The sequence below is a fragment of the Halosaccharopolyspora lacisalsi genome (genome assembly GCF_014137975.1).
Lineage (GTDB): Bacteria > Actinomycetota > Actinomycetes > Mycobacteriales > Pseudonocardiaceae > Halosaccharopolyspora > Halosaccharopolyspora lacisalsi.
Genome location: NZ_JACGWZ010000002.1, coordinates 468,249 through 483,211, shown reverse-complemented (window position 1 = coordinate 483,211; position 14,963 = coordinate 468,249). Strand labels below are relative to the sequence as shown.

Sequence of the window (14,963 nt, the reverse complement as noted above, 5' to 3'; positions counted from 1 at the left end):
TGCGGGACCGGGTGAACGACCGTCCGCGTCGTCAGTACTGCTCGGTGCGGTCGGCCAGCACACGCACCATCTCGGCCACGGCCGCGCAGCGGGCGGAGCGGACCGCGTCGAACAGGGGACGCAGGGCATCGGTCCGGGCACGCGTGGCCGAGGACGACAAAGCACCACCGGGAGCGTCGTCGGAGGCCACCCGCAGGATGGCCTCGACCTCCGCGGCCCGCTGCAGGACCCGCAGCGGGCGCTGGGGAGCGTCGTCGGGCCAGTCCGGCTGGGGACGAGCCGACACCGCCTCGGCGATCTCGCCGCGCACCCCGGGACGGTGCCGGGCGATGTCGAGGTCGTTGAGGGTACTGGCCGCCTCCCGCATCGCCGAGGCCATCCCGTGCTCCGCCTCGCCGATCGGCACGTACTCGGCGGGAGGCAACACACCGAGTTCGAACACGCTCCAGCGCAGCACGCCTTCGGCGACGTGCTCCGGCACTACCCCCAGCCCGGCGTCGGCGAAGACCCCCGCCTCACCGCAGCGCAGCGCGAACTGGGAAAACGGACTCGCCCCGTCGAGCCCGCGAACATCACCGGCCACCGGCAGCACGAGATCCCCACGAGCGGCACCGGCCTTGCGCAGCGCGGCCAGCAGCAACCCCGCGCCGGCCGGGCGGCCCTGCGGACCGGGCAGCTCCAGACGAGTCGCGAGCTCGTCGGAGGCCGCACGCACCTCGTGGTCCTCGGCCCACGTTTGCAGGGCATCGACGACGTCGTCGGAGGCCGCGGCTCCGTGCAGCCACGCGGATGTCCAGACGACCATAGTGGCACTTGGGCATGGCACGTCCACCAAGGATACGGATTCGACCCCCCGTTCCCGGCTCCGGGGCGGAGAGCGCGGAGACCGCACCGAGCGGTAGCAGCCACATGACGGTTCTTTCGACGTCAGCTGCCGAACCCCGTCGCGCGCGACGGGGTTCGGCATGACCGGTGCAGACGGCCGGTCCACGGGCAGGCTGACCATGTCCTCCCGTGGCGCCGGAGATCAGCGCGGGTGGGATTCGAGGGCCTCGATGATGCGGGGGCGGAGTTCGGCGGCGCGGATGACGGCGTCGACGGAACCGACCTCGACGGCGCGCTGGATGTTGTGCACGCGGTCGAACTCCGTGGCCACCTCGCCGAGCTTCTCCGTGCGAACCGAGGAGCGCAGCTCGTCGAGCTCCGCGGTCAACGCGCCGCGGTCGACACCGGATGCGGCCGCCACGCGGGCCTCCAACTCCTGCACGCGCGGATCGGCTGCGGTGCGGGCGTTGACGTCGCCGGAGAAGACCACCGCGGCGGCGGGGGCGCCGCCGAGCACCGAGGCGAACGAGCCCTCCAGCGCGAGCACGGTCATGTTCGGGTTGAGCGCCTTCGAGAACACCACGAACGCACCGCCGTGGTACCGCGAGATCACGCAGAACACGATGGGCCCGCGGAAGTTCACGATCGCGCGGCCGATCTCGGCGCCGTACTCCAGCTGCAGCTTGCGCATCGACTCCGGTGAGCCGTCGAAGCCCGACAGGTTCGCCAGCACCACAAGCGGCCGGTTGTCGCTGGCCGCGTTGATCGCCCGTGCGGCCTTCTTCGACGAGCGCGGGAACAGCGTGCCCGCGGTGTAGGTGTCCGGGCCGTCGGTGGGTGGGAATCCGCGCCGGGGCGTCGCTTGTGACTCGATGCCGAGCAGGCACACCGGCATGCCGCCGAGATGCACGTCCTGCACCGCTGTGGTCTCCGCGTCGGCCATGCCCGCCCAGCGTTCCAGCACCGGGTGGTCCTGGTCGGACAGCGCCCGCATCACGGTTCGGATGTCGAACGGTTTCTTGCGGTCCGGGTTGGCCTCGGCGGAGAAGATCTCGCCGACGGTGGTGAAGTCGCTGCCCTCCACGGCGTGCGGGAAGTCGGAGACGTCGCGGCCGACGGGGTCGGTCGTCATCGTCCGCCGCGGCGCCTCCTCACCGGGGGTGACGTACGTGTGGTCGTAGTGCGACATCAGCACGTCCCGTGCGGCGGTCAGGTTCGGCGCCCAGTACTGCGCCTGCCCGTTCGGGCCCATCACCCGGTCGTAACCGCCGATGCCGAAGTTGTCCTCGGCCGAGACGCCACCGGAGAAGTCGAGCGACTGCTTGCCGGTGAGCACCGTCGCCGATTCCGGGGTCATCACCAGGACGCCCTTGGTGTGCATGAGCATCGTGGCCTCGGCGTTCCAGTACGGCTGCGCGCCGACGTTGATGCCCGCGACCACGATGTTGACCTCGTGGCCGTCCTGGGTGAACTCGACGATCCGCTTGAGTGCCGCGGCCACCCAGTCCATGTTCTCCGTGCCCGACTCCATGGAGATCCGGGCGCCGGCGGACAACGCGTACCACTCCAGCGGCACCCGCATCCGCTCGGCCAGGTCCAGTGCGGCGAGCACGCGGCGGCACTCCGGCTCCGACAGCGCCCCGAGCGACTTCGTCGGGTCGCCGAGCAGCACGACCCTGGTGACGCCCTGCGGGTGCCGCTGGGTCGGCGTGGTGACCACGCCCGCGACGATCGCCGCGGTGTTGTGCCCCTTCGGCCGGTCGACCGGCACCAGTGCGTGGTCGTCGTCGAGGTCGTGCTCGACGAAGTCACCGAGCAGGTCGGTCAGCTCGTACGGGTAGACCGTGTTGCGGCTGCTCGCGCGCAGCACCTTCTGCCGGTAGTCGTCGACCGGCTCGATCGGTTCGACCGGCGGATCGCCGACGGTCAGCTCGGTGCCGCCGGTGGCGTCGAAGGAGATGCGCACGGCGATCTTGGTCAGCTCGCCGGTGTTCCGGTCGCGCTGCCGTGCGATGAACAGGATCTCCTCCAGCCCGGCGCCCGCGGTCGTCGGCAGCACACGTTCGACGATCCCCTCCAGCTCCGCGCGGGTGATGTCACTCGGCGGCCAGACGTAGACCACGATCCGGTTGGTGTTGAAGTGTTTCCGCGACGATCGCCGCGACCGGGCGCGGCGAATCGAGTCGAGGCAGGTGGCGATGGTGTCCTCGGCCGTCGGCAGCGCGACCAACCTGCCGTCGTGCTCGCGCAGCTCGGTCAGGTCGCGCACTTGCGCGAAGGCGACGAGGCGGTCGTCCGACGGGTTCTCCCGCGCCACGCACCGGAAGAGGTAGATCTCCTCGTCCGACGACGGCAGCCGGGTGAGGTCGAACTTGCTCAGCCGCTCCAGCTGCATCCGCCGCGCGATGTACGGGTGCAGGCCGCGGATCAGCCGATCCTCGGTCATCCCGGCGGTCGACGGGCGGAACGTGAAGTGGTGGTGCATCACCGCGCCGCTGCTGCCCGCGACGGTGGCGGTGAGCCTGCGGACCTGGTCCGGCAGCGGGTGCGCGCTGACGACCTCGTGCAGCGCCTCCGCCATCGCGTCGGAGTCTTCCGGCTGCTTCTCCCAGGCGAGATAGATGTCGGCGTCGATGGCGTCCTCGCCACCGGCCAGCTCTGCGAGCCCGCGCAGCGCGTTGCCCAACGCTTCGAAGCTCACCGCGGAGGAGACCACGCTCGAGTCCGCGCGTTCGACGACCACGAACGTGCAGCCCGCGACCTCGCCGGTGCGGACGCCGGTGATCCCCTTGTTGCCGTAGTACCGCCGGGTCAGCACTTCCAGCATGGTCGCGTTGTCCCGCCCGTCGCGGAGAATCCGCTGGCCGAGCAGCCGCATCAGTGGCTCGGTGCTGCGCACCATCTCGGCGATGCGCTCGGTGCGGTCCGGGGCGTCCGGATGCGCGTCCAGGTGGCGCAGGTGCTTGCGGACGTTGGCGTAGACGCGGGCGCGGTTGCGGCGCAGCAGCGGTTGGGCGAACCAGGCGAACACCACGCCGCGCGCGAGGTCGGCGACCACGGGAAAGCGGCCCTGCGTCGCGGCCACCAGCCGCTCCAGCGCGAGACCGGCGGGCTCGCGCAGCGTCTCGTCCGGCGGTGGTTCCCGCAGCCACGCGCGCAGCAACGTCGCGATGACCGTGGCGTCGTCGGACGCGCGTTGCTGTGAGAGGAAGATCCGGAACACCGCGGCTTCGAGCCCGGGGGAGCGCTCCAGCTCGGTGACACCGTAGTGCCCGAGCGCTCGGGCCAGCTTTGCCTGAAACGCCTCCGGCAGCCCGGCTCGCTCGACGTCGAGGCTCTGCAGGTAGGTGTGGAAGTACTCGCGGGCGTTGTACACGTGGCCGTCCTCGCCCGTCGGCCGGTTGCGGCTCAGCTCGGCGAGGTCGGCGAACACGTCGACGAGGTCGAGTTCCTCGGCCAGTGGCCGGTGGCCGTCCTCGGTGGCCGCCCGGCGCGCGGCGAGGTAGTCATCGAACACCCGGTGCTCGTCGTGCGGATCGACGTCGAAGCCCAGCAGCAGGCTGCGCAGGTCCTCCCGGCCGCGCGTGGTGCGTTCTCGCACCGGGCTCTCCTCGCGCGGGGCGGGCAGGTCCAGTTCGACGGACCCGGCGGTCGAGGCGTCCTCGGTTCCGGCGTCGGCGAGCGGCTCCAGCCGCAACAGCGGTACACCGGTCTCCACCTGGCTGCCCACGGACACGACGCATTCCTTCAGGCGTGCCCTGAACGGCGCCCGCAGCACCGTCTCCATCTTCATGCTCTCCAGCACCAGCACCGGTGCGCCCGCCTCGACCTCGGCACCGACCTCCAGCGGCGTGGCGATGACCAGCGCGGGGGCGGGCGAGCGGACCACGCCGCCCTCCTCCCGGCTGACCCGGTGCGTCACGCCGTCCACCTCGACCAGGTGGATCTGTCCGTGCGTGCCGGTGAGCAGGCGATACCGGGTGCCGTTGACGACGACCCGCCCGGTGTGCCGGTCGAAGCGGTCGAGCTCGACGTCGGCGGTGCGGACGTCGTCACCGGCTTCGATGCCGATGCGGAACCGATGCGCACCGACTCGCGAGACGCGCACGCGGTAACCGACACCACGCAGCTTGAGCTCCAGCGGCCGGCCGCTCTCGTGCTGCACCTGCGGGCGCCCCCCGAACGCCGTCGACAGCAGCCGCTGCTGCTCGACGCGTTCCTCCTCCTCGTAGGCTTCGATGGCGGCGGTCGCCAGCGCGACGGCGGAGTGCCGGTGCGAGACGAGCCTGCCCTCGTCGCGGACGCGGTCGATCCAGCCGGTGTCCGCGCTGGCGTCGATCACCTCGGGCTGGTCGAGCAGGTCGAGCACGAAGCTCTTGTTCGTCGCGCCACCCTCGATGATCACCGAGGTCTGTGCCATCGCCCGGCGCAGCCTCCCGAGCGCCTCGTCGCGATCGCGGCCGCAGGCGATGATCTTCGCGATCATCGAGTCGAAGTCGGCGGGGATGGTGTCGCCCTCGCTGACGCCGGTGTCCACCCGGACTCCCGGCCCGGCGGGCAGGCCCAGCCGCGCGATGCGGCCCGGGGCGGGCGCGAAGTCGCGGTCGGGGTCCTCGGCGTTCAACCGGGCCTCGACGGCGTGCCCCCGCTCCACCGGCACCTCGCCTTCGAGCCCGTGGCCGCACGCCACCCACAGCTGCGCCTTGACCAGGTCGAACCCGGTGGTGGACTCGGTGATCGGGTGCTCGACCTGCAGGCGGGTGTTGACCTCGAGGAACGCGAACAGCTCGGTGCCGGGGTGGTAGAGGAACTCGACGGTCGCCGCGCCGCGGTAACCGACCGCCACGGCCAACCGCTCGGCCGAGGCCTTGAGCTCGGCCACCTGCACGGGACCGAGCACCGGCGACGCCGACTCCTCGATGACCTTCTGGTTGCGCCGCTGCACCGAGCAGTCACGGACGCCGAGCGCCCACGCGGTGCCCTCGCCGTCGGCGATCACCTGAACCTCGACGTGCCGGGCACCGGTGATCAGGCGCTCCATGAACACGATGCCGCTGCCGAACGCCCGCGCGGCTTCCTGGCTGGTGCGCTCGTAGGCGTCGGCGAGCTCGGCGTCGTTCGTGATCACGCGGATGCCGCGCCCGCCGCCGCCCGCGGTCGCCTTCAGCATCAACGGGTAGCCGATCTCGGCCGCCGCCGCCAGAGCGGCCTCCGAGGTCTCGACCGCACCGCGGCTCCACGGCGCCACCGGCACGCCGACTTCCTCGGCGATCAGCTTCGCCCCGATCTTGTCGCCGAGTTTGCGCATGGCCTCCGCGCTCGGCCCGACGAAGGTGACTCCGACCTCCTCGCACAGGTCCGCGAACGCCGGGTCCTCCGCGACGAGGCCCCACCCGACCCACGCTGCGTCGACCTCGCTGTCCACCAGCGCGCGCTTCAGCACCTTCAGGTCGAGGTACGGGCGCGTGGACGCGGGGCCGAGATCGTAGGCGATGTCGGCCTCGCGCACGAAGCGGGCGGTGCGGTCGACGTCGGTGTACAGGGCGACGGTCTCGATCGGTGTCGCGGTTTCCGCGGCCAGATCCCGGACTGCGTTGATGAGCCGCATCGCGGCCTCACCACGGTTGACGATGGCGATACGACTGAACACCCGATCGAGCCTCTCCTGTAGATCAACGATGTGCGTGCCGCGGCACGACGGCTCCTTCACCCTGCCGCCCACCGGCTGCCGGCGCCATGTCGTGAACAGTGCACGTTACCCGGTCCCAGTTGTGGAAAACGACCAAAAGCCGTCGGCCGCCCACGACTGACCAGGGCAGGCGCGAACGGGCCGGAAGCACGTTCTCCCACACTCCGATTCGTCGGAGTAGCCGATCGGGGGAACGTCGGGGTGCTTGGCTGTTCGTGGTTGTGTCTCTTTGTGCGTCGTCTGGATGGGGGTTCGTAACGCCAGGTGTGGGGCGTGGTGGGTTGCCGAGCATGGTGTGGCCCGGTCTTGGTCGGTGGAGGAAGCTCACGGCGGAGGGGTGCGGTGCAGCGGTGTCGCGCTGTTTCCGAGGATGTCCGCTGCTGGGAGCGAGGGGACCGCGCCGTCTGGGATGGGTCACCCTCGGGAACTCCATGATCACGCAAGGTATCGAGTAGGGAGGTAACCAGGGTGGGGACGGTGTTGCAGGCGTATCGGTTCGTGCTGGGCCCGTCCGAGGCGCAGGTTGCTGCGTTGGCTTCCCACTGTGGTGCGGCGCGGTTCGCGTTCAACGGGGGCTTGGCCCGAGTGACGGCGGTGCTGGATCAGCGCGGCGCGGAACGCCTACGGCCTCGCTGAGGATCAGCTCACCCCGGCCGTGTCGTGGTCGGCCTATAGCCTGCGGAAAGCCCGGAGCGCCGCCAAGGGTGAGGTGGCTCCGTGGTGGGGTGAGAACTCCAAGGAGGCGTACTCGTCGGGGTCGGCGAACCTGGCCACGGCGCTGGACACCTGGAACTCCTCCCGCCACGGGCAGTGTGCCGGGCGGGCGGTGGGGTTTCCGCGGTTCCGGTCGAAGCGGGCTGCGTGGTCGTGTCGGTTCACCACCGGCGCGTTCGGGCCGACAACGGCTGACCGCAGGCATGTGCGGTTGCCCCGGATCGGGGCGGTGCGCACCCACGAGTCGCCCCGCGAACTGGCCCGGCACGGGCAGCGGGGCACCGCCCGCATCCGGTCGGCCACGGTCTCGTTCCGCCGGGGGCGGTGGCAGGTGTCGTTGTCCGTGGAAATCGAACGACGCGAGTCGGAACCGACCCCGGGACGGCACGGTCGGGGTGAAGTCGCTGGCGGTGCTGTCGCCCGGGGAGGTCATCGCCAACCCCGTCACCTGCGATCACTGCGGCTGCCGCGCTGATCCCGACCTCAACGCCGTGTAGCACTACGACAGCTCAAGACGGACACGCTTTCTGAACGGGAACGAACGTCAACGGACAGTCACCAGCTGGACAGGCCCGGAGGCGAGTCCACCGTTCGCGCTCGTCACAGCAGACCGTCTCCTCGGCCCGGCAGCTCGCAACGAGTCCGGACCGGCACCTGCGCGCCCCCTTCTCCGGGGTATCCGGTTCCCCCTTCACGCGCGCGGTCCGAACTGGGGTGATCGATTACGGTGAACGCGTGCGTGCGAAGGACTACGGCAGTGACGCGCTGCGCGCCGGGCGGGGACGACGACCGGTCACCGAGATCGCGGCCGAACCCGGGTTGGTGGTGGAAGAACCGGTCAGCGGCTTCTGCGGGGCGGTGGTGCGTCTCGAACGAGGCGGTACGGAAAAACACGACGTGGTGCTGGAGGACCGGCACGGGCGGCACCGGGTCTTCCCGATGCGCCCCGCGGGTTTTCACCACGAGGGCGAGCCGGTCACGCTGGTGGCCCCGCGCCCGGAGTCGGCGGAACCCCGCATGCAGTCGGCCTCCGGTTCGGTGCGTGTCGACGGACTGCGTGCCCGCACCGCGCGGCAGAGCCGGATCTGGGTGGAAGGGCTGCACGACGCCGAGCTCGTGGAACGCGTGTGGGGTCACGACCTGCGCGTGGAAGGGGTGGTGGTGGAGCCGCTGCACGGTGTGGACGAGCTGCCCGCCCTGCTGGAGCGGTTCGCCCCGACCTCCGAGCGGCGCGTGGGAGTCCTGGTCGATCACCTGGTGGCCGGCAGCAAGGAGTCACGACTGGCCACTGCCGTCGACCAGCACCACGTCATGCTCACCGGGCATCCCTACGTCGACATCTGGCAGGCGGTCAAACCCTCCGCGGTGGGGCTGCGCGAATGGCCCCGGGTGCCGCGGGAGGAGTCGTGGAAAGACGGTGTCTGCGCACGGCTGGGCTGGTCCGATCCCGCCGACGGCTGGAGCCGGATCCTGGCCTCGGTCAACGATTTCCGCGACCTCGAACCCCCGCTGATCAAAGCCGTCGAGCAGCTCATCGACTTCCTCACCGAGCCGCAACCCTAGGGCAGCTCCCGAAGCGGTGCGGCATTCGGTCACACCTCGGTCACGGATGGTGGTGACCGCACGGGGCACATCTGTCACCATGAGTACATGGTGGCCGCACTGGTGTGGCTGATCGCGGGCTTGGTGCTGGTGGCAGCCGAGGTGATCTCCGGTGAACTCGTGCTGCTCATGCTCGGAGCCGCGGCGATAGGCACTGCCGGGGTCTCCGCGTTGGGAGCACCGGTGTGGCTGGAGGCCCTCGTCTTCGCCGCCCTGTCCGGGGGCCTGGTGATGCTGGCTCGGCCCGCCCTCAAGCGCAAGCTGTCCCACCAGGAGCTGCGCACCAACGTCGACGCCTTGATCGGGTCCCGCGCCGTCGTGGAATCGACCGTGGACGCGCGGGACGGCCGGGTGCGCATCGGCGGAGACGTGTGGTCGGCACGGGCCTTCGACGAGGCCCAAGTACTGGAGACGGGCCGGACGGTCATGGTCATGGACATCTCGGGGGCCATCGCCGTCGTGTCTGCCGAGCCTTAGGGAGCTGATGGATATGGCCGCGCTCATCGTCCTGGCCGTCATCGTTCTGGTGGTCATCGTTCTGGCCGTCAAGACCGTCCTGCTCATTCCCCAAGCCACGGCCGCCGTCATCGAGCGGCTCGGCCGGTTCAAGACCGTGGCCGACCCGGGGCTGAACTTCCTCGTTCCGTTCCTGGACCGGGTTCGCGCCAAGATCGACCTGCGCGAACAGGTGGTGTCCTTCCCCCCACAGCCGGTGATCACGCAGGACAACCTGACGGTCTCGATCGACACCGTGGTGTATTTCCAGGTCACCGACTCGCGGTCGGCCGTCTACGAGATCTCCAACTACATCGTCGGGGTGGAGCAGCTCACGAGCACGACGCTGCGCAACGTCGTCGGTGGCATGAGCCTGGAGGACACGCTGACCTCCCGCGACCAGATCAACACCCAGCTTCGCGGGGTGCTGGACCAGGAGACCAGCCGGTGGGGGATCCGGGTGGCCCGGGTGGAGTTGAAGGCCATCGACCCGCCGCCGTCCATCAAGGACTCCATGGAAAAGCAGATGCGCGCCGACCGGGAAAAACGCGCGATGATCCTCAACGCCGAGGGCGAGCGCGAGTCGGCGATCAAGACCGCCGAGGGTCAGAAGCAGTCGCAGATCCTGTCCGCCGAGGGGTCCAAGCAGGCCGCGATCCTGTCCGCCGAAGGCGAGCGCCAATCCAGCATCCTGCGGTCGCAGGGCGAGCGGGCCAGCCGCTACCTGCGCGCCCAGGGTGAGGCGAAGTCGATCGAGAAGGTCTTCGCCGCCATCAAGCAGGGCAAACCGACCCCCGAACTGCTGGCGTACCAGTACTTGCAGACGTTGCCCGAGATGGCTCAGGGTGACGCCAACAAGGTGTGGATGGTGCCCAGCGACTTCGGCAAGTCGCTGGAGGGCTTCGCCCGGATGCTGGGTGCTCCCGGTGAGGACGGCGTGTTCCGCTACGAGCCTCCGCAGGAGGAGCCCCCCGCCACCCCGCCCGAGCAGGACGACGAGTCGGTGCGGTCCTGGTTCGACATCTCCACCAGCCCGGAGGTGGCCGAGGCGGTGCGCGCGGCCGAGGCCGTGGCGCGCAAGGAGGTGCCCACGGCCTCCACCGGTGTGCCCGCCGGGACCGCGACCTCACCGTCGGCGGCGGTCGCCGAGCAGGAAGCGGCCACCGACACCCCCGACGTCCCGGGCCAGAGGTCCTGACACGGGGGTCGCCCGTGCGCAACGGGTGGGGTCAGTCGGCCGTTTTCGTGCGGCGAAAGCGGCGCGGACATCGCGGCTGCCCGTAGGATCAACGGCGTGGGGAAGTACCTGCTGTTCGTGGCGCTGGCCGGTCGTGGCCACGTGAATCCGACGTCGCCGCTGGTGGAGGAGCTCGTACGTCGAGGGCACCGGGTCGATTACGCCACCGGGGCCGAGCACTCCGAGGCCGTCGTCGAGGCTGGTGCGCGGTGGGTTCCGTTACCGCCGCTGGAACCGTTCGTCCCGCCTTCCGAGGTGGGTCCGGACGTCGTCGGTTCGTGGTTGCGGCACTTTTTCGCGGCGCTGCGGGCGACCTATCCGGTGCTGCTCGAGCACTGCCGCGCGCAACGCCCGGACGCGATCTGCTACGACGCGACGAACTGGCCCGCCCGGCTCGTGGCCGAAAAGCTCGCCGTGCCGGTGGTCCGGTCGTTGCCGAACCTCGCCTCGAACGACGCGTACTCGCTCGATGACCAGTTGACCGCCGGGCTCGGAGCCGACCACCCCACCATGGTCGAGCTCGCCGGGGACTGCGCCGACTTCTCCGCCGAACACGACGTCGAGCTCGACGTCGAGGGCACCATGGAGGTGCCCGAAGCGCTGAACCTCGTCTTCGTCCCCCGTCGGTTCCAACCGGCCGGGAGCAGCTTCGACGAGCGGTTCCGCTTCCTCGGTCCGCTGCTGGGCGTGCGAGAACGTGCCGAGTCGTGGTCGCCCCCGGAGTCCGGGGGACCGGTCCTGTACATCTCGTTGGGCACGATCTTCACCGATCACCCCGAGTTCTACCGCACCTGCATCGAGGCGTTCGGCGACGCGTGGCAGGTGGCGATGACCGTCGGGAACGTGCCCGCCGAAGCGCTGGGCCCGATCCCGCCCACGTTCGAGGTTCGATCGCGGTTTCCGCAGTTGGCGGTGCTGCGGCACGCCACGGCGTTCCTCTCGCACGCGGGGATGAACTCGGTGATGGAGTCGCTGCACTACGCCGTCCCGGTGGTCACCCTGCCGCAGATGCCCGAACAGGTCGCCAACGCCGACCGGCTGCGGGAACTGGGCCTCGGCGAACGACTGGACACGAACACGGCCACCCCCGAAACACTGCGCGCCGCGGTCGCACGGGTCTCGTCCGACCCGGACGTACGGGGCGGTCTCGCACGGATGCAGCAGGACATCCGGGAGGGCGGCGGGCCGTTCGCGGCGCGGATCTGGTCGAAGACCACATCGGCTGACGCCGAGGTCGCCCACCGCAGCACGACGCCCCGCTGGTCTTTCCGGAAAGACCAGCGGGGCGTCGCTGTCAACTCGGCTTCACTCGTTCACGACACGCCCGGTCCCTAGTGTCCCGTGTTGTCGTTGCCCAGCAGGGACTGCGCGAACTCGCCGCCTGCCTGCCCGAGCGCTTGCGCGGTCTCGTTCATGGGGTCCTCGCCCTGGCCCTGCTCGGACCGAGCCGTGGCGTTGCCGGTCGAGAACGCCTGCGAACTCATCCTCGGCAGGAAGTGGGACAACAGCAGGGTCGACAACGCCGACTGCTCACCACCCCCGCCACGCACCACGACCGGACGCGGCGCGTGTTCGGCGAGCTTCTCGCCGACTTCCAGCCTGCGCCGGGCCAGCTCGTAGTGCAGCACGGCGCGGTTGTCGCGGTAGGCCTGACCGAGCCGCTGGCGGGACTTCGCCTCGTTCTGCGACTCGGTGAGCCGGGCCCTGCCCCGAGCCTCGATCTCCCCCCGAGCTCGCTGCGCCTCGGTCTCCTGCTCCTCCAGCCGCCTGGCGACGTCCTGACGAGCTTGGTTGCGGGCCGCGTTGACCTCGACGAGCTTGGCGTCGCGGGTCTTCTTGGCGCGCTCGATCTCCATGGAGAGGTTGTCGATGCGCTGCTTGCGGGTCAGTTCCCACTCGCGCTCGTAGGCGCCGAGTTCCTTGGCGACACGCTCACGGGTGGAGAGGTGCTGCTGATACTGGTCCGGCAGCTGCACGTCCGGGATGTTGGCGCCGAGGATCTGCACGCCGTACTTGCTGAGCTGGCGGTTCAGCGTCGCCTGCATGTCCTCGACGTCGCTGCCGCGCAGGTCGTAGGCCTGCTCGGTGCGCACCTGCCTGGCACGTTGCCGGATCGCGTCCTGCACCGCGCTGGAGAGCACAGCGTCGAAGTTGCCCGCACCGATCGTGCGCACGAAGTCGATCGGGTTGTCGATGCGGAACTTCAGGAAGAACTCGATCGCCTTCAGGGGCACGTCCTCGGCGGTGGGGCAGGCCACGACCGGCGCATTGTACGGGATCTCCGTGGTGGTGTCCACGACGAACTCCACCTTGTCCCAGGGCCACCACAGATAGTGCCGGCCCGGAGAGAGCGTGTCGGTGAACGCACCGTAGCGGCTGCGGATGCCGGTCGTGCCCTGCTCGATCTCCACGATCGAACCACGCCACAGGGAGATCGCGGACAGCACCAGCGCCAGGGCGGCACCGACCCACGTGACCGTGGCGACGAGGCCACTGCTGAATGCGCCCGTCCCGGCCAGGTACAGGGCCGCGAACAGCAGCACGAGCCAGCCGAGGCCCCGATTGTCCTTCGGAATCACCACGGGCACGAGCTTGCCCTCGTCACCTCCGCGGATGAGCTGGCGGATGTTCGACCACGCCGCGACCACGTCGGTGATCTTGGAAAAACCGCGTTGCTGGGTCGCCATCACTGTTCACCTGCCTGGTGCTGCTCGCTGCCCGGTGTCGCGCTGTCGTCGTCCGGGGCACTGAGTTGATCGACCCGCTCGGTGAGCGACTCGTCGGTCACCGAGGCCCTGATCCGCTCGGTCCGGTCGCGCTCGGGAACCTCCTCGGAGGTGGTTTCCTCCGCGGTGGCTTCCTCCTCGGGCACGGCGGGAGCCAGCAATTCGTCGATCTCGGCCTGCCGAGCGCGGATGCGCTCCTGAATGGCCTCGGTGCGTTGCTGGATCGCTGCCACGTCCGTCTCGGACAAGCCGGCCCCCTCGTCGGACACACCGAGCATCCGCCGCGCGGCGGTCAGGTAGTCGATGTCGTCGCCGTCCCCGAGGGAGACCAGCACCGGCAGGTGCTCGGCGAGACCCTCCAGCTTGTCCAGCATGTCCTGCTCGTAGCGGTACTCAAGGATTTCCGGAGTGTCGGCCGCACTGACCGCCTGGATGTCCAGGGCTTGGGCTTCCAGCAGGGCTGCGTTGGCGTTGGCCGTGCTCTCCGCCTCGACGAAGCGTTGCCGCGCCTGCGCCTTGGCGCGGTTGGTCTCCCGTTCCAGCGCGGTGTCCATCTGAGCCTGATGGCTGGCGATCTCGGCCCTGATACCGGACAGGCTCTCGTTCATCGAGGCCAGTTCCTTGTTCAGATCACCCTCGTTCTGCTCCTTGCGCAGACTGAGCTCGTACTCGTAGGTGTATGCTTCCTTGGCCAGTCGCACCATTTCCGGCGCGGCGAGATCGGCCCGGTACTGCTGGTTGGACGGCTCGGCGTGAGTGATGTTGGCGCTGGTCAGTCGCACAGCGGGCAGGAATTGCTTGTTCAGGCTCTCCAGCAGCTCCTGCGTGCTTTCCCCCACGAGATCGTAGATGTCCTCGGCCCGCTGTTGATAGATCAGGCTTCGAGTGACCTCGCTGACCGCGTTGGTCAGTTTGTCGGAAAAGCCCGACACCGCGCCGAGGGCGAACATGAACTGCGTCGGATCCTCGATGCGGAACTGCAGGAACAGATCGACCGAGGCCTTGATCCCGCCCCGGGTGGGTGCCTCGCTGATCGGCGCGTTGAACGGGTACTCCCGCGTGGTGTTCAGCACGTAGCTGACCTGCTTGCGCGGATCGAGCAGCACCGTGCGGCCCGGGCCGACCGTGCGGTCCAGCTTGCTGAACTTGGTGATCATCGCCTGGCACCCCTCCGGCACCATGACGACGCTGCGACGCGCCCACAACAGCACCGCCACGAGTACCAGCAACACCCAGATGTGCGGGCCGAACCACGCCGCGCCCACACCCGTCGACTGGGTCACCAGCACACCGATCACGGCCAGCACGGCCAGTGCCAGCACCGGCAGGCCGAGACTGAGCACCGCGCTGCGCTTGGGAATGACGACGGGACAAATGACATTGACCCACTCGCCGTTGTCGCCCCGTTCGGAAACGCTGCGATTGACGATCGCACCGATCTCACCGATCGAGGCACTTCGCTGCTCGATCCGAGTCCCCGCCGAGGTGTCCTGTTCCCGTGCTGAGAGGAAGTCCCCGGGGTCGATCGAGAACCCCTCGGTCGCCTCTTCCGTGGCCTGGCCGGCCACTTCGGAGAATCCCTGGCCTTCACTCATCGCGGACATGGCCTGACGCCCGGCCGCTGCGATGGACATGCGTCGCTCCCTTGATAATCACGAAATCGCCCCCCTTGGAC

At 69.6% G+C, this 14,963-nt stretch carries 10 protein-coding genes; 6 read left to right on the top strand and 4 right to left on the bottom strand.

The window, feature by feature from the left end:
- Positions 1-31: 31 nt before the first annotated feature.
- Both FHX42_RS10025 and FHX42_RS10020 read right to left on the bottom strand, forming a co-directional pair.
- On the bottom strand, positions 32-805 hold the full coding sequence (locus tag FHX42_RS10025; RefSeq protein WP_182543953.1) for a hypothetical protein: 774 nt from the start codon (positions 803-805) through the stop codon (positions 32-34).
- A gap of 222 nt (positions 806-1,027) precedes the next feature.
- Positions 1,028-6,475 (bottom strand): ATP-binding protein, encoded by a 5,448-nt coding sequence (locus tag FHX42_RS10020; protein ID WP_182543952.1) that lies wholly within the window; start codon positions 6,473-6,475, stop codon positions 1,028-1,030.
- Between the two features lie 507 nt (positions 6,476-6,982).
- Here FHX42_RS10020 and FHX42_RS27760 point away from each other — a divergent pair.
- The 6 genes from FHX42_RS27760 (at position 6,983) to FHX42_RS09995 (ending at position 11,897) form a co-directional block, all read left to right on the top strand.
- Entirely contained in the window at positions 6,983-7,150 is a 168-nt protein-coding gene (locus tag FHX42_RS27760) for a helix-turn-helix domain-containing protein (RefSeq protein WP_407926214.1), read from the top strand.
- 73 nt (positions 7,151-7,223) lie between these two features.
- Positions 7,224-7,703 (top strand): hypothetical protein, encoded by a 480-nt coding sequence (locus FHX42_RS10015; protein WP_220480105.1) that lies wholly within the window; start codon positions 7,224-7,226, stop codon positions 7,701-7,703.
- Positions 7,704-7,963: 260 nt separating this feature from the next.
- Entirely contained in the window at positions 7,964-8,791 is an 828-nt protein-coding gene (locus tag FHX42_RS10010) for a DUF3097 domain-containing protein (protein ID WP_182543951.1), read from the top strand.
- A gap of 87 nt (positions 8,792-8,878) precedes the next feature.
- Complete coding sequence (locus tag FHX42_RS10005) at positions 8,879-9,307, top strand: NfeD family protein (protein ID WP_182543950.1); 429 nt, start codon at positions 8,879-8,881, stop codon at positions 9,305-9,307.
- A gap of 7 nt (positions 9,308-9,314) precedes the next feature.
- Entirely contained in the window at positions 9,315-10,523 is a 1,209-nt protein-coding gene (locus FHX42_RS10000; protein WP_182543949.1) for an SPFH domain-containing protein, read from the top strand.
- Between the two features lie 96 nt (positions 10,524-10,619).
- The gene (locus FHX42_RS09995; RefSeq protein ID WP_182543948.1) at positions 10,620-11,897 is read left to right on the top strand and encodes a macrolide family glycosyltransferase; all 1,278 of its coding nucleotides are present in this window, start codon (positions 10,620-10,622) and stop codon (positions 11,895-11,897) included.
- Here the strand turns inward: FHX42_RS09995 and FHX42_RS09990 are convergent.
- Both FHX42_RS09990 and FHX42_RS09985 read right to left on the bottom strand, forming a co-directional pair.
- Complete coding sequence (locus FHX42_RS09990) at positions 11,894-13,249, bottom strand: SPFH domain-containing protein (RefSeq protein ID WP_182543947.1); 1,356 nt, start codon at positions 13,247-13,249, stop codon at positions 11,894-11,896. The genes FHX42_RS09995 and FHX42_RS09990 overlap by 4 nt on opposite strands.
- Positions 13,249-14,922 carry an SPFH domain-containing protein gene (locus FHX42_RS09985; RefSeq protein WP_182543946.1) on the bottom strand — a complete coding sequence of 558 codons (1,674 nt, stop codon included), beginning with the start codon at positions 14,920-14,922 and terminating at the stop codon, positions 13,249-13,251. Before FHX42_RS09985 ends, FHX42_RS09990 begins: the two co-directional genes overlap by 1 nt.
- Positions 14,923-14,963 lie beyond the last annotated feature (41 nt).